Genomic DNA, 19,368 nt, shown 5'->3' with positions numbered 1-19,368 from the left:
GGAACAAGCTCGGCTCAGGCTGCGAGGTAGGGTCGATAACCCTCGCGGACCGCGCTTTGCAGCGGGCTGGGAGCGACGGTTGCGCGCACGGTGCACTGACGGTGACGTTCGACCAGAGGGCGGTTCGACCCGCCGTTCGGTTCGCCCCAAGTCAGTTCCACTTCATCGCCATCTCCAACACTGTTCGCATCCAGCAGGGCCAGTGAAATCCACCGGCGAGCGTTCGAGCTGTAGACTACGTATGTCGAGAAGCCGCCGATCTTCCTACCGTTCTTCATCACCGTGTCGAACGGGAAAGTGGCGTAATAAGCAGCGGGCGCTTCCATGAATTTGCAGCGTTCGTCACCTACGTTGAACTGCGAGCGGAAGATGTCTACCACATCATCGTTGTTCCACAGCAACGTCACCTTCTTCAGGCGCGGCTGGTGCCTGGCGGCCAGCAAAGCATCTCGACCGACGAAGTCGCGATCGAAATCAATGAAATTGTAGCCTGCATCCCACGGCTTGATGTAGTAATCTTCGATGCGGTCGCTCATCAGGCTTCCGCCGAGCGACGCTCCAGCCTCGAAACCGCGATCGGGCAGCCAGTTGCGATAGTCCTTCAGTTTTGGATCGGTGTAGATGGCAGGCAGAACCGAGGCATACCAGCCGCTCTCGGTGCTGGCTGTCGAATAGGCCCTCGCACCACCTTGGATGAGACCAAGGTCACGACCAGCCTCCAGGATCGCGGCACGAACCTCTTCTCCCTCGTCTGCCGGCCCCCAAAGTTCCAGACCAGGAGCTGCCGCCATACCGTGCTTCAGCGCGCGAACGTTGCGACCGGCAATTTTGATCTGACCCATCTGGAAGAACTTGATGTCCTCGATCGGGCCACCGTTAACCCGTTCGAGCACTTCCCAGGCCTTCGGCCCCTGAACCTCGAACCTGTAGGTGCGGCGTCCGCGAGTGCTGGCGATGCTGCGCTCGTCACGGTCCACTACCACGTCGTAGCCGCCGGCTACCGCGTTATACTGAACCCAGTTGGGGATATGCGGACGGCCAACAAGACTGATGCGATTGTCATCGAGGCCGAACAGGACGGCGTCGCCGATCACCTCGCCCTCGTGATTGCAGCACACGAACTGCTTGGCCTTGTTGCGACCAAAACCCTGGAACTTGTTGATGCCGAGCTCGGACAGTAGCCGTATCGTATCCGGCCCCTCGACATAAAGGTCGACCATGTGGTTGGATTGATCGAGCAGAACGGCAGTGTTGTTCCACGCCTCGGCCTCGTCGCGCCAGTTCGAGAACTCCGGCGCGACCGGGAAAACGTAGCTCCCGATCTGGGAGTTGCGCAGCATTGCCAGCGCGCCTCCCGCCTGATCGATCTTGTGCTGCAATGTACCCATAACGTCTCTCCGGATTCGTGATTTCGGCTATGCCTCCTAGAGAAGAAATTCCTTGCTCGCAATCGCATTTGTATCCCAAATTTGGGCAATTTTGGGGGCCTTCCGCACAATTCGGGACGATTTCCAGGAATTTGTATCCCAAACCGGTCGTTCACAATCTAATCAGTTTGACAATCTTCCCCCGCAGCCGTCAAATGTGCCGATGAAGAACGGATCCCTCGAGAACAAGGTGAAGGAGATGATCCTTCGTGAAGACCTCGCTCCTGGCGAGAGATTGACCGAGGCCGGGCTGGCCGAGCGCCTGGGCGTATCCCGCACACCAATACGCAACTTGCTTCCGATGCTGGCATCTCAAGGGTTCATTGAGCCGGTCGGCAAGCGCGGTTTCATGGTTTCGTCGTTCGGTGAGAAGGAAACCTTCGAGGCGCTCGACCTGCGCGCGACCCTCGAAGGCTGGGCTGCACGCAAATTGGCTGAGGATGGCACCAGCAAGGTCATTCTGGCTGCTCTCGATCAGTGCCTCGCAGATGGCGATCGTCTGTTCGAGAAGGGAGAGCTCACTCTAGAGGATGAAAATTTATATGGTGCCATGAATGGTAGGTTCCACCGGCTTATTATCGAAGCATGCAACTCGCCGATCCTGACGTCATTCTTGGAACGCCTGGAACACGTGCCGTTCGTGGCGCCCTCAGTGATCGTCTTTGACCAGATCGGTCTGCGCAAGGCGTTCGAAATGCTGCATCGCGCCCACGGTTTCCACCATGCAATCGTGGAGGCAATTCGGGAACGCGACGGCTCGCGCGCCGAATTTCTCTTCCGCGAGCACGCCAATCACCAGCGGAGGAGCATGTTCGCAAGGCGCAAGACAAGCGGTGACTGAGATACGCACCTCGCCGCCAGCCCAATGCATCCTCAGCGCGTACAACCAGACAAAAGCATCAGAAACGCTCGATGTCGTCGCGCCGCTCCTTGGCCGATCAACGTTCATCTACCGACCTGCCCATCGCACCATCGTGGAAGAACCACGGGCAAGTTCTGATCGGCAAAGCGTTACAATGTGGCGGTTCCTGCGGTCTGCTTCCATGGTCGTATGTCCGAAGACTGGAATAGGCCGACTTGGGCATAGGGGTCGCAGGCGGCAAAATTACGAGCGTCTTCCAGGCTGGCGACCTCGACGATCAGCATCGAGCCGACCATGTTGCCATCATCATCGAGAAACGGTCCGGCAACCTTGACCCCCGAGGACTCGGCGAGGAATTGGAGGTGCTTGGGACGAGTAGCCATGCGCAGGTCGAGCGAGCCCGACCGATCGATGCAACTAATAATGTAAAGTCCCATTTTGTCATCCCCGCGAAAGCCGTAGCCGGCTGCCCACCACAGTCCCTATGCTTGGCCCGACCGACCTTGGGAAATTACATTTTCGCAGCAGTCGCATAGACAACAGTAATAGCTGACCTCTGACGCCGATTGGGGCGTTAATGCGCATCCTGACAATCCGGCGACGACACGTCTCATGCCAGACAGCGCCACGCTTCAGCAGCGACATCTCGAGCGGCTCAAAGCACTACCGTTTCGGCAGATAGCAAGGCGCGCGCAGCTTATGTGCCTTTCAGCTCTGCTGATATCCAGTGGCTGAGGGACTCCTTATGTGAAAGCCCTGCGTGATGCCGGAGCGAACAACATACCGTGGCCGTCGTCCGCTCTCACCGTCAGAGATTTCCGGCGTTTCCGGAGCAGGAGGATGAGAACGAGCAGGAACGACCTGCATTTTTGCTTATCTGGCCAGGATCGGAAATAAACAGGCAAGCGTAAGGAATGTGCATTTCAAACTCTTAATCAAAAACACGTCCAATTTTCGAACCACATTATGTATTCTATTATATTGTCAATTAAATGATTTGCGAAATCCAGTCTTCGATCTCCGCTTCGACCCAGACCGTACACTTTGACCCCAACGAACGCGATTTCGGAAAACGCCCGTCAGCCATTTTCTTGTAGATGGTTGACCGGCTCAGCCCGACTCGGTGTTGCACTTCCTTCAGCCGGATCAGGCGCGAAGCTGGCCGGACCTGCGATTGGTCGGCTTGATCAAATTCAGACACGTGCACCTCCCGCTTCGCCGGCAAAGAAGTTGCCGAGGAACGCATCTTTTCGCTCAAGCTCGACGATGTGATCCGATAGCAGCCGCGCCACACGCAACGCAGTTCCCTTCGCCCAGCGCGGCTTCACATCGGCAATCTGGTTGCCGAGGATACGTTCGAGCGCAACCGGGAACTCTGCGCTGAACTCGGCGAAGAAATCGGCGAGGTCAGATTGCAGCCAGGCCACGGCCTGATCGCTGCCGCAGACCAGGAACAACAGCATCTGCGCGTGCGGCTTGACCTCGCAGGCGGCAAGGATGCGCATGGCTTCGCCGAGGGAAGCCGAGCGTGTTCCGGCAAGGATCCGCCGCAGAGCATCACGGTGGACATGGGCATCGTGCGCGATCTGCCCGCGTGATCGGCCGCTTTCTTCGACTGCGGCAACCAGCAGGCGGGCGAGATCGGCCCGCACCACTTCCTCGGTCAACATCATCGTCGTTCGCATTGGCAGGTCCTTTTTATCCTGATTGCTGGTCGACTCAGGGCTAGACGCGAAGGATTGGTGTAGGAAAACAAAAAGAACATTTGCGGAACATAGGAGAACGCCCGCTGAGCGCGATTTCCAAGATTCGCGCAAAATTCGGATGGCGACGCGCAAGTTCCGGCAGGCCTGGCGCAGTTTCCGGTAGCCGGGACGCAGATCACATCGGGCACCACGCACAAACCGCCCCGACCATCGCCAAATGTCGCTTTTTGCTTGGTCGACCCGGCCAAAATCACAGCAGAGCATTTCCTACACCCCGACGCGTGGCGAAGGAAAGAACATACAGCGAACGAGCAATCGCCCGCTGATGTTCAACCAGGAGCCCCCTCCCATGCATTCCAAGCTTGCCCTGCCTGCCGCGCCGCGCCGCCGCGACTATATCGTGCCGGCCCTCGCCGCTCTGACCATCGCGGGCGCCGCCTATGCCGGCGCCGACACCACGTTCGACCCTGCCCTGCAGAAGTTCACCGACTTCCTTGAAGGCTCGGGCGGCAAGATCATCACGGTCATGTCGCTCGCCGGCGGCCTCATTGCCCTTGCCTCGGGCCGCTTCGCGCTCGGCCAGGTGGCCGTGCCGGTGGCGGTCGGGATCGGTGTCGGCACCGGCGTGCCGATCGTCACCTCGGTCGTGACCGCGGTCATCTGACCCGTCTCTCGCGGTTTACGACACGAAGGAGGGCGGCATGGCCGACAAGTACCTTGTTCCACGGCGGCTCGACGATCCGGAGCTGATCGGCTTCTGGACGATCGACGAGTTTGCGGGGCTGCTGGTCCCGTTCGCCTGGGGCATCCTGGCGCAGCATATCATCATCGGCACGGGCCTTGCGGTCCTGACCTGGTTCGCCTTGCGGAAGGCCAAGGCAGGCAATTCGGGCGCGAAGCTGGTGCATGCTGCCTACTGGTACCTGCCCGGGGGCTTCCTCGGGCTGAAGGCCACGCCGCCCTCCCATTGCCGCCTGCTGGCAGGCTGAGGGAGGACCAGCAATGCACACCGAGTTCGCCCACGCCCAGGCGCAGAAATACCTCGCGCAGCGCAACCGCCTTGCTGTCACCAGCGCCCTACTCGGTGTGGTGAGCGTGCTTGGCCTGGGCGCAGCGATGACTCGCGACCAGGAGATCGTGCTCGTCCCGGTCACGTCGGAGACGCTGACGCTGTCGAGCGGCGGGGTCGATGCGCAGTATCTCGAGCTGATCGCCCGCGACACTGCGCTGATGCTGCTGAATCGCGCGCCCGAAAGCCTCGACTACTGGATGGAGCAGATTCTGAAGGTGGCCGATCCGGCAGCGCACGGACGGCTGAAGGCCGAGCTCGTGGCTATCGTCGAGGAACAGCGCGGCTCGGACATTTCGCAGGCTTTCGTGATCCGCTCGATCACGCCCGACACCGACCATCTCACCGCCGTGGTCAGCGGCACGCTCAAGACCTTCGTCGGGGCGCAGGTGATCGCCAGCCAGCAGCGCAGCTTCCGCTTCACCTGGACGCGGCGCGGCCTGTCGCTCGGGCTCTCCGCCTTCGAACAGCTTTCCAATCCGCAAGAGGACCAGGACCAATGACCCTCCTCCCCCACCCCCTGCGACCCCATATGGCGAGTAGCGGCTTTGCCGTGCTCGCCCTGACGCTTGCCCCTACCTCGGCCCTGGCCGACCAGGTGATCGAAGCGGCGGACAACGCGACGATCGATTGCCAGCTGTCGCGCGGCGAGCTCTCGCGCATCGCTCTCATTGACGATGGCTTTGCCAGCGTCTCGAAGATCGCCAGCGGCTATCCGTACAACGACTTCGAGGTGACGCACGAACCGGTGCGCGGCGACATCTATATATCGGTCCCGCCGCTCTATGCCTCGGACCGGGTGAGCTTCTTCGCCACCAGCACCGCAGGCTATGTCTACCGCTTCGCCTGCCATCTCGCGGGCGAGGACGCGACCCAGCTGTTCATCACCAATCCTGCCTTGCGCCATGCTGATGCAAACGACTGGGAACAGCAGGCCGGACCCGACGAGACCGGGATCCGGTTGATCGAGGCCATGGCGAGCGACGCTGTGCTGCCCGGCTTTACGGCCCGCGCCGAGCTTTCGCGCCCACGCCGGACCGGCGCGATCGAAGTGCAGCAGGTTGCGCAATACGACGGCGCGACGCTCACCGGCCAGCGCTTCGTCATCCGCAATCTCGGCGCAGAGCCGCTCGATCTTGGCAGCGAACGCGAAGGCCCCGCCGGCGCGCTCGCCTTTGCCTATGGCCGCGGCGTGCTGTCGCCGGGCGAGACGACCAGCGCCTTCCTTGTCTTTGCCAGTGGAGGGCTCGAATGATGGCCGACAACAGCAACACCACGCCCGCGCCCACACCCACCTCTGTCGCTGCGTCAGCGCAGAACGACAGTGCCCGCGAGCAGGGCCGCCGCAGTCTCAACAACCAGATCGCGCAGCGCCAGAAGCTGCTGCTTGCAGGGATCGGCGCCGTAGTCCTGATCGGCGGGGCGTGGTTCGTGCTTGGCGACGGCGACGAGGCCGGCAGCGAGGGCGCGGGCTCCGCGACCATCGACACCGGCAGCCTGGTCAACCGCAACCTGTCGCAACGCGAGTTCGTCGCCACTTACGGCAACCGGCTCGATGCACAGGGCCGCGCGATCAAGGACCTGCAGGATACCGCGGTCCCGCGCCCGGCAATCGACCAGGAGCTTGAGGCCCTGCGCGCCGAGAACGCGGCGATGATGAACGACGGGCAGGCAGCAATCGATGCGATCTCGGCCGAGAACCAGGCCTTGCGCAGCGAGCTGCAGCAGGTTCGCAACGCCGAACCTGCCCCTGCCCCGCCGCCGCCCGCCTATGGTCCAGGAGTCATGCCAGCGGGACCGCAGCAGGCAAGTGGTCCCGGTCAGGCTGCACCGAGCGGCGGCGGACTCAGCCTCACCAGCTTTGCGCCGGCGCGCGACACTGCAAGCCGGCCGAGCGGCGAGCGAGCGCCCGCACTGATGCTTGAGGCGAGCCGCGACTACCTGCCGCCCAATTCCTATGCACCGGCAAGGGTCATCGTCGGGGTCGATGCCTCGACCGGGGTGACGAGCCAGAGCGACCCCTTGCCAGTGGTGCTCCGGATCACGGGTCCGGCGCGTTCGGTGATGAGCGGCAATCGCCTGCTCACGACCGATCTCACCGGCTGCCTCGTCAACGGCGCCGCGCGCGGCGATCTCTCGGCCGAGAAGGTCTACGTCAAGCTGGTGCGCATGACCTGCGCACAGCCGGGAGGACGCTTCGCGGTAAGCGAGGTCAAGGGATTCATTGCCTTTGCTGGCAAGTCGGGCGTGCGCGGCCGTGTCGTCAGCCGCGAGGGCAGCCTCGTCAGCCAGGCCCTGCTCGCCGGGATCGTCGGCGGGTTCGGGCGTGGCTTTGCCGCCAAAGCCAATTCTGTGTTCACCCAGAGCAACGGGGCCGACGGCCAGCGCCAGGCGCTGTCACCGACCGACATTCTGGCCGGAGGCCTTGGCCAGGGCGCGGGCGAAGCTGCCGATACGGTCAGCCGCTACCTCATCGAGCGCGCCGAACAATACCAACCAGTCGTCGAGATGCCGACCGGCATCGAGGTCGAGATCGTGTTTCTCGACGGCGTCCACGTCAGGAGCAGCGAGTAACATGACCTATTCCAACCACACGCCCGGCCTCAAGGCCCGCCTCACCCACATGGCGCTCGCCGCCACCGGCGCGGCAACCGTGCTCACCATCGGGCTCGGTGCCGTCACCGCCATGCCCGCCTCTGCGCGCGATGACGCGGTCGAGACCGCACTCAAGCTGCGCCTGCCCAAGACCCCGGTCGATGCACTCACTTGCGATGGGCTCGGCCCCTGGTGCGAGGTCGTCTCGGGCGACACGCTGTTCTACATCGACAAGGCGGCGCGCTACCTGTTCGTCGGGCGGCTCTACGACATGGAACAACGCAGCGACCTGACTGCCGCGCGGCTTCTCGAACTCAATCCCGACCTGATCGCAGCCGGCGGCGCTCGGGCGCAGGCCACTGACAAAGAGGGAGCCAAGGAAAAGCCGCAAGGCCCCGAGCAAGTCGACCTGTCGGGCCTGCCTGCCGAAGGCGCGATCCGCTGGGGCAATCCCGATGGGCCCAAGCTGGTGGTCTTTTCCGACTTCCAGTGCGGCTATTGCAAGCGGCTCGCGGGCGAACTGGCCAAGGCCGGGGTCCTGGTCGAGGAACGCCCGATCTCGATCTTCGGCAAGGAAAGCCGCGACCTCTCCGAGGCGGTGACCTGTGCGGGCGATCCCGTGGCGGCTCTCCATGAAGCCTACGAAGGAAGGGCGCCGCAGGCACAGCACAAGTGCCCAGGTGTGCGCGGTCTCGATGCCAACGAAGCGTTCGCCCGCGCCAACGGCTTTGCCGGAACCCCGGTGATCGTGCGGGCGAGTGATGGCGCGGTACTGCACGGCTTCCGTGATGCCGACACACTGCGGGCCTTTGCAGCTGGCGGCAAGGAGAAGCGCAAGTGAGCGCGCCGCACCGTCCGGCCATCGCGGGCCTGTTCGGCAGCATGCTGCTGGCAGGCTGCAGCACGCTCGGGGGCAATGTCGGCGGCGATTTTGCCTGCCGCGCCCCCGAGGGCACCTGCGCGCCGACCACGCTGATCGACGAGCAGGCAACAGGCCAGGCAACAGGCGTCGCGACCAATGCGCCGGCCATGCCGGTCACGGCGGCGCACACCGCCGCAGCACCCGAGGCGGAAGCAATGGGCCGCACCTTGCAGATCGTGGTAACGGCAAAGCGCGATTCCGCCGGGCGCGAGCACGAGGCGCGCGTGATCCATGTCGTGTTGCCGGAACCTGCCGGAGAAGACTGGCGGCAACCGGCCAGCACCGGCGACCTGCTTCGCGCAATCGGCGCGGCAGTGACCACCGCCACGCCGTCCCCCGACGCGCCGCAGCAAGCGGCACCCGAGTCCTCACCCTTTTTCGCAGCTTCCGGACCAGTTGTTCCCCCCCTCCCCGTCTGGTCCGGGAAACTCCGGTGCCCTCGCGGCGCCGGATCCTGGGGCACCCGGTCGTCCCCCCCTCCCCGACCGGGTGCCCCTTTTGTCCGCCGATCCTGATCTCACTGAGTTCCAACCCCTGTCACCCGGAGTCATGCCATGAGCCTGTCCTTTGCCGCCGCGCGCGATGCCGTGCTCGCTGGCCTCTTCGCCGACAGCGACCGGGCCGAGCGCGGGCCTGCCCCGCTCATGCTCGACATGCTGTCCGATTGGCTGCCCTACCGGGTCTACGACGAGCGCGCGGGGCTCTACCGCAACCGCGCGTCGAAGGGTTTCGTGCTCGAGGTGACCCCGCTCGTCGGGGCCGACGAGCGCACCGGCGAGATCCTCGGCCAGTTCTTTTCCGAAGGGATGCCGCAAGGCGCCTGCCTGCAGATCCTCAACTTTGCCAGTCCGCGGATCGGCAGCGTGGTCGGCCCCTGGTTCGCCCCGCGCTACGAACAGGGCGGGATCTACGAGGCTATTGCCCGCGCGAGGACGGCCAAGCTCTACGACCTCGTCTGGCAATCGGGTTCGGCGCACGCTCCGTTCCACGCCCGCGCCACCCGGCTCGTGGTCTCGCTCGGTGTGCCGGTGCCCGGCCCGGTCACCGACCTAGAACTGACCCAGTGCCGCGACGGGCTTGTCGGCATGCTCCATTCGCTGGGGCTCCATGCCGCCGGGCTCGAACCGCCGGGCCTGCTCGCGCTGGTCGATGAATTGACCTCGCCAACGACCGCGCGCGAGCCCGAGCGGATTGACTGGAACCGGCACGAGACGCTGCAATCGCAGGCCATCCGCCGCGACATTGCGCTCACCGTCGAGGATGACCGCATGACCTTGCGCACCGAGCGGTTCCGCGAGACCGGTCGCGACCGCCAGGGCGTGCCGGCGGTTGGCGAATGCTATCCCGACCGCTTTGACCTGCGGCACTTTGCCGTGCGCTCGGCGCCTGAGCGCTGGGCCCCCTGGGAATGCGCCCGCCTGATCGGCGACATGTTCACCGACAAGCTGCGCTTTCCCTGTCCGGTCGCGACCATGCTGTGCCTCGTCTATCCGGACCAGGAAGCGGCCGCGGCGCGCGCGGGCTACAAGTTCATGCGCACGACCAGCCTCGCCGATACGAAGAGCGCGCGCTTTCTGCCGCGCCTCGCCGAGCAGTCCGCCGAATGGCGCCACGTCCAGGCCGAGCTTCAGCAAGGCAAGAAGCTGGTGAAGCTGTTCTATGGCCTGACCACCATGTCGCCGCTCGGCGAGGGCGATGCCCACGAGCGGGTGGTCAAGGCCATCTACAAGGCGGCAGGCTGGGACCTCACTGACGAGCGCTTCCTGCAATTGCAGGGGCTGATCGCGGCCTTTCCCTTGAGCCTGGCCGATGGCCTCGCCGACGACATGGTACGGCTGAAACGCCTCAGGACCATGCTCTCGACCACAGCGGCCAACGTGGCCCCGCTGCAGGGCGAATACCTCGGCAGCAATGTCCCGCATCTGCTGCTCGTCGGGCGGCGCGGGCAGCCGTTTTTCTGGTCGCCGTTCGAGAACAAGGCCGGCAATCACAACATCGCGATCTGCGGCAAGTCGGGTTCGGGCAAGTCGGTCCTGCTGCAGGAGCTGTGCGCGGCGCTGCGCGGGGCCGGCGCCAAGGTCGTGGTGATCGACGACGGGCGCAGTTTCGAGCACTCGGTCAAGCTGCAGGGTGGGCGATTTGTCGAGTTCACCTTGTCCTCGGGCTTCTCGCTCAATCCGTTCTCGCTGATCGACGATGCCCGCGCATCGCTTGATGACGATTACCGTCTCGACTGCATGGCGATGGTCAAGGCCATCGTCGGCCAGATGGCGCGGCCCTCGACTGCTCCGAGCGATACCGAGCGCGGGCATATCGACCGGGCGATCACCCAGGTGTGGGAGAGCCTCGGCAGTGGCGGGAGCATCGATGATGTCGCCCACAATCTGCACGGCGGCGAGAACGAGGTGGCGCGCGATCTCGCCACCGCGATCGCCCCGTTCTGCCGCGGCGGCTCCTATGCGGCGTTCTTTGCCGGCAAGGCGAGCTTTGCCTTCGAGGATGATTTCACGGTCTTCGAGATGAGCGACCTTGCCTCGCGCGAGGACCTGCGAAGCGTGGTTCTCTCGGCGATCATGTTCATGACCGGCCAGGCGATGACCCGCTCGTCACGCTCAACCCGCAAGCTGCTGCTGATCGACGAGGCCTGGGCCATGCTCAAGGGCGGCTCGATGGGCGAGTTCGTCGAAACCTATGCCCGCACCGCGCGCAAATATGGCGGTGCGCTCGCCACCGCGACCCAGTCCCTCAACGACTACTACAAGTCCGACGGGGCGCGCGCGGCGCTCGAAAACAGCGACTGGATGCTGGTCCTGCAGCAAAAACCCGAGACCATCGCCGACTTCCGCAAGGCCGCACGGCTCGACATGGACGACCGCACCGAGACGTTGATCCGCAGCCTCAAGCGCTCGGGATCGGAATACAGCGAGGTCTTCATCAAGGGACCGGACCTCGAGACGGTCGGCCGCCTGGTGCTCGACCCGCTCTCGGCCACGATCTTCTCGTCCGACCCCGACACTTACGCCGCGATCCAGCGCCATGTCGACGACGGCATGCCGCTCGCCAAAGCCATCGCGCTCGTCGCTGGCATAAAGGGAGACCTCTAGATGTGCCTCGAAATCGAGTCCATGCTTGATCGTATCGAGCACGGCCCGCGGCTGGCCCCGGAAATCGCCTGGCGTCCGTTCATCGAAGGTACCTGCCTGGTGCTGATCGAGACGGCCGGCTTTACCCTGACATCGCTTCTCATCGTGCTCGGCCTGCCGCTGTTCGTGTTCCTGTTCCTTGTGGGATGGGACCTGACGCTGCTGTTTGCCCAGCTCGGCAACCTTGCGGAGCACTACGACAGCGCCGAACCGCTCGCCCGCCGCCTGTTCAGCCGGGACTTGCAGGTTGCCTTCATCGCGCTTGCCGGCGGGTTCGCGCTGCTGCGCCTGCCCATGTTCCTGCGCCATCTGGCTCGCCGTCTCGATGAAGGAGGCCCGGACCATGACTGACCTGCTTCGTATCGAACCGCGCTGGGCAAAGCGCTCGGCGGTCATCCTTGGCACCTGCGCAGTGCTCGTGTGGGGAGGCTGGATCACCCACGAGGTCACCGCCAACCGGCCGCCCGAACTGGTAACCGTGCGGCTTGCCGAGACCATGGCCAGTTTTGTCGACGAGGCTGCACGCGCCGATGCCGACCCGGCCGAGGTTCAGGCGGCAAGCCTCGCCTATCTGCGAGCCGCCGAAGCCGCAGTCGCGGCAATGGATGGCAAGGGCCGCGTGGTGCTGGTCGCCGAGGCCGTGCTCGCGGGCGAAGCCGTGGACGCCACCCCCGAGCTCGAGCGCCGGATCAGTGAGGAACTGAAGAAGGACCAGCGGCCATGACCGACCTCCTCTCCCGCTGGCGCCGCCCATTGGTCCTGACCGGACTCGTCGCCCTGCCGCTCGCCTGGACCCCGCTCGACCAGTTCCGGCAGGATCATGCCCTGCTGATCAACGCCAGCCCGAGCCTGCCCAACTGGGCCTTCTGGCTCGACAGGCAGGCAGCGATCACGCGCGGCAGCCTCGTCTTCTTTGCGCCGCCCACGAGTTCGCTCATCGAGCGGCATTTCGGCAAGGATCCGCAGCTGTTCGGCAAGCGGGTCCTCGGCCTGCCCGGCGACGTGGTCACCCATCAGGGTATGGCGGTGCTGATCAACGGCAAGGCCGTCGCCACGCGGCTTCCTCGCACCCGCCTCGGCATTGCGCTTTCGCGCGGGCCGGAAGGGGTGATCCCCGAGAATTGCTACTATGTCGGCACCGAGCATCCGCGCGGGCTCGACAGCCGCTATGGCGAGATCGGCCTCATCTGCCGCCGACAGATCGTCGGCAGCGGGAGGGCGATCCTGTGACCGCACGCCCTGCTTTGTTCGCCGCCGCCCGTCTTCTCGCCGGTATCGCAGCTGTACTCACTGTGCCGGTGGCGCTGGCGCCGACCGTGGAGGCCCGCGATTACGGCCAGCACGGTGCGGTTTTCCCCGTGATCGAACGCGATCTGCTCGAGCAGATCCATTCCCGGCTCGCCGCCATGGAGCGCTCGGGCGAGACAGCGCGGCGCAATGAAGAGTTGAAACGCCGCACGCTTGCCCGGGTCAACCGCCCCGCTCCCGTCGCCGGAATCGCGCGGGCCAGCGAGGCGCGGCGCTGGCTGTTCGATCCGACCATCACACTTGCCGCCGATATCCGGGGCGCGCGCGGCGAACTGATCCATGCCGCCGGCACCAGGGTCAATCCGCTCGACAGCGTGACCTTGCGCGCCGAGCTGCTGTTTCTCGACGGCGACGATCCCGCGCAGGTCGCCTGGGCGCTGCGGCAAAAGGGTCAGGCCAAGCTCGTCCTCGTGTCGGGCGCACCGCTCGAGCTGATGAAGGCCCGCCAGCGCCGGTTCTATTTCGATCAGGGCGGCACGCTCACGAGCAAATTCGGGATCCGCGCTGTGCCCGCGCGCGTACGCCAGCACGGCCGCGTACGCCTGCGCTCGTGTTGTGGGACAGCGTGGCCAATCGTCCGATCCCAATCGGCTATGGCGTGCTCTCGGCCGACGAGCTGCAGGACCGCATCTATCTCCTGACCTCAAGGGAAGCCGGACATGACTATTAGGATTGCACGCGCCGCACTGGCGCTTGGGCTGACCGGCCTTGTCGCCGCGGCCCTGGCCGCGCCCGCCCTCGCCAATGTCGGCACCAGCATGGACCGGTTCATGGACGACATGGGCGCGGCCGCCAATGTCACTGGCCCCACCGCCTTCGAAGGCCAGGCGGCAGGCTATTACTCGATGGGCAATGTCTGGACGCGGTTTCCGCAGAAGACGACCAACATCGCCAATCTCCAGTTGCCGAGCGCGCGCGCCGGATGCGGCGGGATCGACATCTTTGCCGGGTCCTTCTCGTTCATCAACGCCAGCGAGATGGTCGCAATGCTCAAAGCCGTCGCCAACAACGCGGTCGGTTTTGCCTTCAGCCTCGCGATCGACACCGTTTGCCCCGAGTGCAACAAGATCATGCAGGAGTTCAGCCAGAAGGCTCAACTCATGAACAATCTCTCGATCAACTCGTGCGAGATGGCGCAAGGGCTGGTCGGCGGGGTCTGGCCGCAGGGCGACCTCGCCGACAAGGCGGTGTGCGAGGCGATCGGCAATGCCAGCGGCGTGTTCACCGACTATGCCGCCGCCAAGCACGGCTGCGGCACCAGGGGCCAGCGCGCCTCGACCACTGCCGGTGCTGGCGAAGAGTTCGCTGACGTCAATCCCGGCTTGCCGCGCAATTACACCTGGCACGTACTCAAACAGAGCGCCTTCTTCAGCCCCGGCGGCACCTTCGACCGCGAGCTCGCCGAATATGCCATGACGCTGATCGGCACGGTCATCTACGTCCCGCCAATCGACGATGATCCGGGCAGCTTCGTGCCGTTTGCCGGCGATGCCACCTCGACGCTGGTCACCGCGCTTCTCGACGGGACGCAAGGCCAGAGCGTGCGCGTGCTGCGCTGCGACGAGCCCGATCTCTGCCTCAACCCCACGTTCGAGCAGCTCAGCCTGCCGAGCGACAAGGCGATCCGCCCGCGCGTGGGGGCGCTCATCACCAATATGGTCGAGGCCATTCGCACCGATACCGCCATCGGCCCGAGCGAGATTGAACTGCTCCAGGTCGCCTCGCTGCCGCTTTACAAGATCCTCACCGTTCAGGCCGCCTTCGGGCGCGGCATGGCGACCGACGACCGCGAGACGCTCGCTGAGGTCGCCAGCATCGACCTGCTCCACGCTGTGCTCGAGCGGATCGTCTCGGAAGCCGGGCGCTCGATGGCGACCTTCATCGCCGCCGACGAGGCCAAGCTGGCGATCTGGCGCACACAGGTCGCCGAGGTGCGCGGGCAACTGGCGCAGCGCCAGGCGACCGGCCAGGCGCGGGTCTCGGCCATCGTCCAGATCATCGAGAAGACCGCCATGATCGAGAACATGCTCGCCGCCTCGATGTCGCCCTCGATGGCCGCCGCGCTCGACTGGTCGCGCGGGCTCCAGTCCCGCTCGATCACTCCCTAACTGTCAGGAACCTAAATCCCATGGTCGAGATCTTCACGGTCGGCGGCGGCGAATACGTGGTCCAGGTGCTCAATGCCGTGGCCGCCTGGACCGGCGCGGGCGGCTACAAGAGCCTGATCCAGGTGACCCTGGTCATGGGCATGGCGCTGGCGGTCATTGTCCTCGCGTTCAACCAGGACTGGCGCGCCTGGCTCAACTGGTTCTTGGGTGCCACGCTCATCTACATGTGCCTGATGGTGCCGCGCATGGACGTGCAGGTCACCGACCGCGTCAATCCTGGTCTTGCCCCTGCAACGGTTGCCAATGTGCCATTGGGTCTGGCGTTGATGGCGAGCTTTACCAGCCAGGTGGGCGACTATCTCACCCGCTCGGCCGAGCTGGTGTTCGGTCTGCCCGATGATCTCAATTACTCAAAGAACGGCATGATCTATGGCGCCCGCCTGCTCGAGGCGACGCGGTCCTTGCGCATCTCCGATCCCGAATTTGCCGCCAATTTCGACGAACATGTCCGGCAATGTGTGTTCTACGACCTGCTGCTCGGTCGCTATTCGATGCGCGAGCTCGCGGAGAGCGACGACATCTGGGCGACCATCGCGCCGGGCAGCGCGGCGCGCGCGCAGAAGTTCCTGACCCGGCAAAGCGATGACACCGTCACCGCCACCATCGTCACCTGCCGCGATGCCTACAGCGCCCTCAACAGCCAGTGGACGGGGCTGATCGATGCAATGACGCTGGCCACCGGGCGCCAGCTCTATCCGCGCCAGACTGCCGCCCTCGCCCGCGCCAAGCTGATCGCCGACCTGCCGGTTGCCTACCAGTATCTGACCGACGTCTCGCAAGATGCGAGCGCCATCTTCCGCCAAGTGCTGACCATCAACGCGATGAACCAGGCGATGCACGGTTTTGCCGGAGCCAGCGGAACCTCAAGCGTCGATGTCTTTGCCCAGACCCGCGCCGATATCCAGACCGAGCGAACCTATGCCTCGATCGCGCACAATGCGATGAAGTGGGTGCCGATCCTCAACGTCGTGCTGACCGTGGTGTTCTATGCTTTGTTCCCGGTGCTGTTTCCGCTGTTCCTGATGCCACGCACCGGACCCATTGCGCTCAAGGGCTATGTCACCGGCTTCTTCTACCTTGCCGCCTGGGGACCGCTGTTCGTGATCCTCCACATGATCCTCATGTTCAAGGGCGCGAGCGATGTGGCCGCCGCCGCCAACGGCACCGGGCTCAGCCTCGCAACCTTTACCGGGATGAGCGACGTCAACTCGGATATTGGCATTCTTGCTGGCTATCTCGTCGCCTCGGTGCCATTCTTGGCAGGCGGCGTCGCCAAAGGTGCGATGGCGATCTCTGGCCAGGCCACGAGCTATCTCAATCCCAGCCAGAACGCGGCCGAGGAGGCGGCGCGTGAGGCAAGCACCGGCAACGTCTCGCTCGGCAATGCCAATATCGACAACTCGAACGTGTTCTCGCGCCAGTTCGCGCAGGGCAATCTGGCACCGAGCGTGACCTATGGTGCGGGACAGATGCGCAGCGTCGGCGACAGCGGCACGCAGACCACGACTTTCCCCGAGGCCGAGTTCGCCCATGTGCCAAACTCGAGCTATCCGTTCATACCCACGCTGGGGCGGGATTTCAGCAGCAGGCTGGCAACGATTGCCGGGCAAAGCCGCAGCCAGAGCGAGACCTATGCCAACCTCGCCCAGCAATCGACCAGCTCGGCGGTCACCCGCTTCCACGAACTGCGCGAGGCCTGGTCGGCGAGCCGCTCAAACGACAGTGTTTCGGGAACGTCGGAGAGCGACAGCATCGGCACCGCCTTCAGCGAGATCGACAATGCCTCGCGCACGCTGCAGCAGCAGTTCGGCCTGTCACGCCGCGCGGCGGACGACATCACGGTTTCCTGGTTTCTTAATGGTGATGCTGGCATCAGCCTCAGGGGCGAACGGGGCCCAGTCAGGGGCACTTTGGGCCTTCGTGGCGGTCGCAATCAGAGCTGGACCGACAGCGATATCGGCATCGCCTCCGAGGATCGTTCACGACTTTTGGGTGCGCTGCACCAGATCTCGGACAGCCAGAACTGGTCGAGCACGCGTGAGGGCTTCCTGCGCGAGACCAGCTCGAGCTCGGAAGCCCTGGTATCGAGCAATGCCGCGGGTATGACCACCTCGCTGACCGAAGCGCAAAGCTACTCGGTCGAAGCGCGCCGTTCGGAAGAACTGGCGAGCCGGCTCGAGAGCCAGGCGAGCTTCTACGAAGGAGCCAGCGCCGCCGGCTCGCTGAACCTCAGCCAGGCTTACCGCGAATGGGGTTTGGCCGAGATCGAGGCCAACCGGGACTATTACGGCCCTGTGCGCTTTGACGACATCGCGTTCCAGATGAGTGGCCAGGGCCGCCAGTTGCAGGCTCGCTTCATTGAGGACTATTCTGGGCGAATCCGCGAGGATATTGCCGAAGAGCTGGTCTTGCCTTCTGCGCCTCCGGTCTCACGGCCAGGCATCGGCAGCGCGGGCGATGTCCGCGGCTCCGAGCGGATCGGCGGAGTACCGCAAGGCCTGCCGGATCCAGACGACAGGCGGACCGAAATCGGCGACGAGGTTGACCGGGTGCAGCAGCAGGGCGACCAGCGGCTCGGCACCGTGCGCGTTCACCTGCGCGAACTGACCAACAATGCCCGTGGCGCCTCGGCCGAAGCTGCCGATGAGGTCAAGGAATGGTAGGTCAGATAAGGCCGTCGTAGATCGCCACAAACAAGACGAATGCCGTGAACAGCAATCCGAACACAATAAACCCAAACTTGCCCCATGGGTCGGCCCATGCCTTCTTCCAGGTGTAGGCCGTCAGCCGGTTGTCGGCCATGGCCTGGTCAAGCTCGCGCAGGCCGCTCCACTCCCCGCTCATCGGGAGCTGGCTATCGTCTCGATCGGTCATGCGCGTTCTCCTTCGCCACCAGCCTGCAGGGCAGCCTTTGCTCCCCGCGCGACCTGCCCCGCCATGCGCGAGTTTAGCGCAATCCCTCCCGGAATTGAATCGCCATTCCTCGTTTTGCTGAGGCCAGTTGCACAGGGTGGCAGCGATGCCGGAGCCTTGGCTGCAGCCACAGGGTCCGCACTTTCACCCAATCCGGCGAGATAGGTTTCCAGCCTGGCGATCGTCTTGCGACGCGGACTGCGTCCATTGCGCAGGTCAAGCACAAAACGCGGATCACCGACCGCCAACCGGCCAAACCGCGTTGCGGAAATCCCACGCTCTTTCAGGTGGTTCTCGATCCAGTCGAGCAAGGTCGGGTTTTGCATTGGGCGAATCCGCAAATAGCTTGTGTTCCTGTTTTGTTCGTAGTAGGAAATCCTCCTTGAGTCTAGGAATTTTCCTGCAAAAGCCGTCAAGGGACGCACCACATGGAACAGGTTCGCGAGGAACTGGATCGCCTTATCCACCAGCGGAAAGTCGGCTACGCGGCCGTCTCGCGCATGCTTGATCGCAACCCGAGCTACATCCAGCAGTTCATCAAGCGCGGCTCGCCACGCCGGCTCGAAAGCGAGGACATCACGCGGCTCGCCAGGTTCTTCGGCGTGAAGGAGCAGGTGCTCGGCGGCTCGCCGGAAGGGACCGAAGGCATGGTAGAGATCCCGATCCTCGACCTCGAGGCCTCGGCCGGGTTCGGGGCGATTGCCTCAGGCGAGAACACCTACACCCGGTTCGGGTTCGATGAGCGTTGGCTACGCAATCTGACCGCGGCAAAGCCGGGAAGCCTGTCGATCATCCATGTGGCTGGGGACTCGATGGAGCCGACCTTGAGTGCGGGAGACGAGGTCCTGGTCGATGCTTCGGACAATGGCCGACGGCTACGAGACGGTATCTATGTTATCCGCACCGATGACCATCTTATGGTCAAGCGGATCGCCATGACGCCCGGCAGCCGGCTGATCACTATCGCCAGCGACAACCCCGCCTACCCCACCTGGAATGACATGGATCCGGCAGAGGTGCACTTTGTCGGGCGGGTGATCTGGTTCGGGCGATCGGTGTAGGTCTGTCGGCACAGTGCAGACCGCCGGAATTCTGCATCCTCAAAATGATCCTGGGATGGCGAACGAATTGGAACGTTGCGCGTTTGGCCGCACCGCGACCGTCGCACACGCAACGTCTCGAAAGCGCCTATGTCTTCGCAAGAGCCCTTCAGGTAATGTGCTGTTACGGATTGCCGATCTTCTATCGGCCGCAT

The 19,368-nt window shown here is 64.1% G+C and carries 22 protein-coding genes and 1 pseudogene; 17 read left to right on the top strand and 6 right to left on the bottom strand.

Annotated features, from left to right (window positions below; all coding sequences use genetic code 11):
• Positions 1-14 precede the first annotated feature (14 nt).
• On the bottom strand, positions 15-1,388 hold the full coding sequence (locus GRI99_RS09045) for an aminomethyl transferase family protein (protein WP_160771744.1): 1,374 nt from the start codon (positions 1,386-1,388) through the stop codon (positions 15-17).
• A 202-nt stretch (positions 1,389-1,590) separates the two neighbouring features.
• On the opposite strand from GRI99_RS09045, the gene GRI99_RS09040 reads away from it, so the two are divergent.
• Positions 1,591-2,268, top strand: a complete 678-nt coding sequence (locus GRI99_RS09040) for a GntR family transcriptional regulator (RefSeq protein WP_160771743.1) — start codon at positions 1,591-1,593, stop codon at positions 2,266-2,268.
• Positions 2,269-2,438: 170 nt separating this feature from the next.
• Here GRI99_RS09040 and GRI99_RS09035 read toward each other — a convergent pair whose 3' ends face one another.
• From GRI99_RS09035 to GRI99_RS09025, 3 genes are all read right to left on the bottom strand, one after another.
• Positions 2,439-2,726 (bottom strand): YciI family protein, encoded by a 288-nt coding sequence (locus GRI99_RS09035; protein ID WP_160771742.1) that lies wholly within the window; start codon positions 2,724-2,726, stop codon positions 2,439-2,441.
• A gap of 551 nt (positions 2,727-3,277) precedes the next feature.
• On the bottom strand, positions 3,278-3,490 hold the full coding sequence (locus GRI99_RS18680; protein WP_337192893.1) for a helix-turn-helix transcriptional regulator: 213 nt from the start codon (positions 3,488-3,490) through the stop codon (positions 3,278-3,280).
• Complete coding sequence (locus GRI99_RS09025; protein ID WP_160771741.1) at positions 3,483-3,974, bottom strand: helix-turn-helix transcriptional regulator; 492 nt, start codon at positions 3,972-3,974, stop codon at positions 3,483-3,485. The genes GRI99_RS18680 and GRI99_RS09025 overlap by 8 nt, the downstream gene beginning before the upstream one ends.
• A gap of 370 nt (positions 3,975-4,344) precedes the next feature.
• Between GRI99_RS09025 and GRI99_RS09020 the strand changes: the two genes are divergently transcribed.
• From GRI99_RS09020 to GRI99_RS08955, 15 genes and pseudogenes are all read left to right on the top strand, one after another.
• The gene (locus GRI99_RS09020) at positions 4,345-4,659 is read left to right on the top strand and encodes a hypothetical protein (RefSeq protein ID WP_160771740.1); all 315 of its coding nucleotides are present in this window, start codon (positions 4,345-4,347) and stop codon (positions 4,657-4,659) included.
• Positions 4,660-4,696: 37 nt separating this feature from the next.
• On the top strand, positions 4,697-4,984 hold the full coding sequence (traL, locus tag GRI99_RS09015) for a type IV conjugative transfer system protein TraL (protein WP_160771739.1): 288 nt from the start codon (positions 4,697-4,699) through the stop codon (positions 4,982-4,984).
• Positions 4,985-4,997: 13 nt separating this feature from the next.
• Positions 4,998-5,567 (top strand): type IV conjugative transfer system protein TraE, encoded by a 570-nt coding sequence (locus GRI99_RS09010; protein ID WP_160771738.1) that lies wholly within the window; start codon positions 4,998-5,000, stop codon positions 5,565-5,567.
• Complete coding sequence (locus GRI99_RS09005; RefSeq protein WP_160771737.1) at positions 5,564-6,319, top strand: type-F conjugative transfer system secretin TraK; 756 nt, start codon at positions 5,564-5,566, stop codon at positions 6,317-6,319. Before GRI99_RS09010 ends, GRI99_RS09005 begins: the two co-directional genes overlap by 4 nt.
• Positions 6,316-7,638: a TrbI/VirB10 family protein gene (locus GRI99_RS09000; RefSeq protein ID WP_439098431.1), complete on the top strand. Its 1,323-nt coding sequence runs from the start codon at positions 6,316-6,318 to the stop codon at positions 7,636-7,638. Before GRI99_RS09005 ends, GRI99_RS09000 begins: the two co-directional genes overlap by 4 nt.
• Position 7,639: 1 nt before the next feature.
• Entirely contained in the window at positions 7,640-8,500 is an 861-nt protein-coding gene (locus GRI99_RS08995; protein WP_160771736.1) for a DsbC family protein, read from the top strand.
• Positions 8,497-9,096 carry a hypothetical protein gene (locus GRI99_RS08990; protein ID WP_202393018.1) on the top strand — a complete coding sequence of 200 codons (600 nt, stop codon included), beginning with the start codon at positions 8,497-8,499 and terminating at the stop codon, positions 9,094-9,096. Before GRI99_RS08995 ends, GRI99_RS08990 begins: the two co-directional genes overlap by 4 nt.
• 39 nt (positions 9,097-9,135) lie before the next feature.
• Positions 9,136-11,685 (top strand): type IV secretion system protein TraC, encoded by a 2,550-nt coding sequence (traC, locus tag GRI99_RS08985; protein WP_160771735.1) that lies wholly within the window; start codon positions 9,136-9,138, stop codon positions 11,683-11,685.
• Positions 11,686-12,075 (top strand): hypothetical protein, encoded by a 390-nt coding sequence (locus tag GRI99_RS08980; RefSeq protein WP_160771734.1) that lies wholly within the window; start codon positions 11,686-11,688, stop codon positions 12,073-12,075. It begins immediately after the preceding gene.
• Entirely contained in the window at positions 12,068-12,448 is a 381-nt protein-coding gene (locus GRI99_RS08975; RefSeq protein ID WP_160771733.1) for a TrbI F-type domain-containing protein, read from the top strand. The genes GRI99_RS08980 and GRI99_RS08975 overlap by 8 nt, the downstream gene beginning before the upstream one ends.
• Complete coding sequence (locus tag GRI99_RS08970) at positions 12,445-12,954, top strand: S26 family signal peptidase (protein ID WP_160771732.1); 510 nt, start codon at positions 12,445-12,447, stop codon at positions 12,952-12,954. Before GRI99_RS08975 ends, GRI99_RS08970 begins: the two co-directional genes overlap by 4 nt.
• A 44-nt stretch (positions 12,955-12,998) precedes the next feature.
• Positions 12,999-13,568: pseudogene (gene traW, locus GRI99_RS08965) on the top strand (type-F conjugative transfer system protein TraW); the annotation flags it as partial.
• Between the two features lie 14 nt (positions 13,569-13,582).
• The gene (locus GRI99_RS19000; protein ID WP_439098430.1) at positions 13,583-13,702 is read left to right on the top strand and encodes a hypothetical protein; all 120 of its coding nucleotides are present in this window, start codon (positions 13,583-13,585) and stop codon (positions 13,700-13,702) included.
• Positions 13,692-15,140 (top strand): conjugal transfer protein TraH, encoded by a 1,449-nt coding sequence (locus GRI99_RS08960; protein ID WP_160771731.1) that lies wholly within the window; start codon positions 13,692-13,694, stop codon positions 15,138-15,140. Before GRI99_RS19000 ends, GRI99_RS08960 begins: the two co-directional genes overlap by 11 nt.
• A gap of 20 nt (positions 15,141-15,160) precedes the next feature.
• Positions 15,161-17,863, top strand: a complete 2,703-nt coding sequence (locus GRI99_RS08955; RefSeq protein ID WP_160771730.1) for a conjugal transfer protein TraG N-terminal domain-containing protein — start codon at positions 15,161-15,163, stop codon at positions 17,861-17,863.
• 1 nt (position 17,864) lies between these two features.
• On the opposite strand, the gene GRI99_RS08950 is transcribed toward GRI99_RS08955, so the two are convergent.
• Together GRI99_RS08950 and GRI99_RS18460 are read right to left on the bottom strand one after the other, a co-directional pair.
• Complete coding sequence (locus tag GRI99_RS08950) at positions 17,865-18,074, bottom strand: hypothetical protein (protein ID WP_160771729.1); 210 nt, start codon at positions 18,072-18,074, stop codon at positions 17,865-17,867.
• Positions 18,071-18,580 (bottom strand): hypothetical protein, encoded by a 510-nt coding sequence (locus GRI99_RS18460; RefSeq protein ID WP_202393050.1) that lies wholly within the window; start codon positions 18,578-18,580, stop codon positions 18,071-18,073. Before GRI99_RS18460 ends, GRI99_RS08950 begins: the two co-directional genes overlap by 4 nt.
• Between GRI99_RS18460 and GRI99_RS08945 the strand changes: the two genes are divergently transcribed.
• The gene (locus GRI99_RS08945) at positions 18,542-19,174 is read left to right on the top strand and encodes a S24 family peptidase (RefSeq protein WP_160771728.1); all 633 of its coding nucleotides are present in this window, start codon (positions 18,542-18,544) and stop codon (positions 19,172-19,174) included. The genes GRI99_RS18460 and GRI99_RS08945 overlap by 39 nt on opposite strands.
• Positions 19,175-19,368 lie beyond the last annotated feature (194 nt).

This window comes from Alteraurantiacibacter buctensis (assembly GCF_009827655.1).
Classification (GTDB): domain Bacteria; phylum Pseudomonadota; class Alphaproteobacteria; order Sphingomonadales; family Sphingomonadaceae; genus Alteraurantiacibacter; species Alteraurantiacibacter buctensis.
This window is presented reverse-complemented; position numbering and strand designations above follow the sequence as displayed.

Excerpts from the sequence above, each read along its gene's own strand:
- traL (WP_160771739.1), top strand. The coding sequence starts at position 4,697 with ATGGCCGACAAGTACCTTGTTCCACGGCGGCTCGACGATCCGGAGCTG.
- GRI99_RS09045 (WP_160771744.1), bottom strand. The coding sequence starts at position 1,388 with ATGGGTACATTGCAGCACAAGATCGATCAGGCGGGAGGCGCGCTGGCA.
- GRI99_RS09005 (WP_160771737.1), top strand. The coding sequence starts at position 5,564 with ATGACCCTCCTCCCCCACCCCCTGCGACCCCATATGGCGAGTAGCGGC.
- GRI99_RS09010 (WP_160771738.1), top strand. The coding sequence starts at position 4,998 with ATGCACACCGAGTTCGCCCACGCCCAGGCGCAGAAATACCTCGCGCAG.
- GRI99_RS08970 (WP_160771732.1), top strand. The coding sequence starts at position 12,445 with ATGACCGACCTCCTCTCCCGCTGGCGCCGCCCATTGGTCCTGACCGGA.
- GRI99_RS09025 (WP_160771741.1), bottom strand. The coding sequence starts at position 3,974 with ATGCGAACGACGATGATGTTGACCGAGGAAGTGGTGCGGGCCGATCTC.
- GRI99_RS08955 (WP_160771730.1), top strand. The coding sequence starts at position 15,161 with ATGGTCGAGATCTTCACGGTCGGCGGCGGCGAATACGTGGTCCAGGTG.
- GRI99_RS08950 (WP_160771729.1), bottom strand. The coding sequence starts at position 18,074 with ATGACCGATCGAGACGATAGCCAGCTCCCGATGAGCGGGGAGTGGAGC.
- GRI99_RS08980 (WP_160771734.1), top strand. The coding sequence starts at position 11,686 with ATGTGCCTCGAAATCGAGTCCATGCTTGATCGTATCGAGCACGGCCCG.
- GRI99_RS08995 (WP_160771736.1), top strand. The coding sequence starts at position 7,640 with ATGACCTATTCCAACCACACGCCCGGCCTCAAGGCCCGCCTCACCCAC.
- GRI99_RS09020 (WP_160771740.1), top strand. The coding sequence starts at position 4,345 with ATGCATTCCAAGCTTGCCCTGCCTGCCGCGCCGCGCCGCCGCGACTAT.
- GRI99_RS08975 (WP_160771733.1), top strand. The coding sequence starts at position 12,068 with ATGACTGACCTGCTTCGTATCGAACCGCGCTGGGCAAAGCGCTCGGCG.
- GRI99_RS08960 (WP_160771731.1), top strand. The coding sequence starts at position 13,692 with ATGACTATTAGGATTGCACGCGCCGCACTGGCGCTTGGGCTGACCGGC.
- traC (WP_160771735.1), top strand. The coding sequence starts at position 9,136 with ATGAGCCTGTCCTTTGCCGCCGCGCGCGATGCCGTGCTCGCTGGCCTC.
- GRI99_RS08945 (WP_160771728.1), top strand. The coding sequence starts at position 18,542 with ATGGAACAGGTTCGCGAGGAACTGGATCGCCTTATCCACCAGCGGAAA.
- GRI99_RS09035 (WP_160771742.1), bottom strand. The coding sequence starts at position 2,726 with ATGGGACTTTACATTATTAGTTGCATCGATCGGTCGGGCTCGCTCGAC.
- GRI99_RS09040 (WP_160771743.1), top strand. The coding sequence starts at position 1,591 with ATGAAGAACGGATCCCTCGAGAACAAGGTGAAGGAGATGATCCTTCGT.
- GRI99_RS09000 (WP_439098431.1), top strand. The coding sequence starts at position 6,316 with ATGATGGCCGACAACAGCAACACCACGCCCGCGCCCACACCCACCTCT.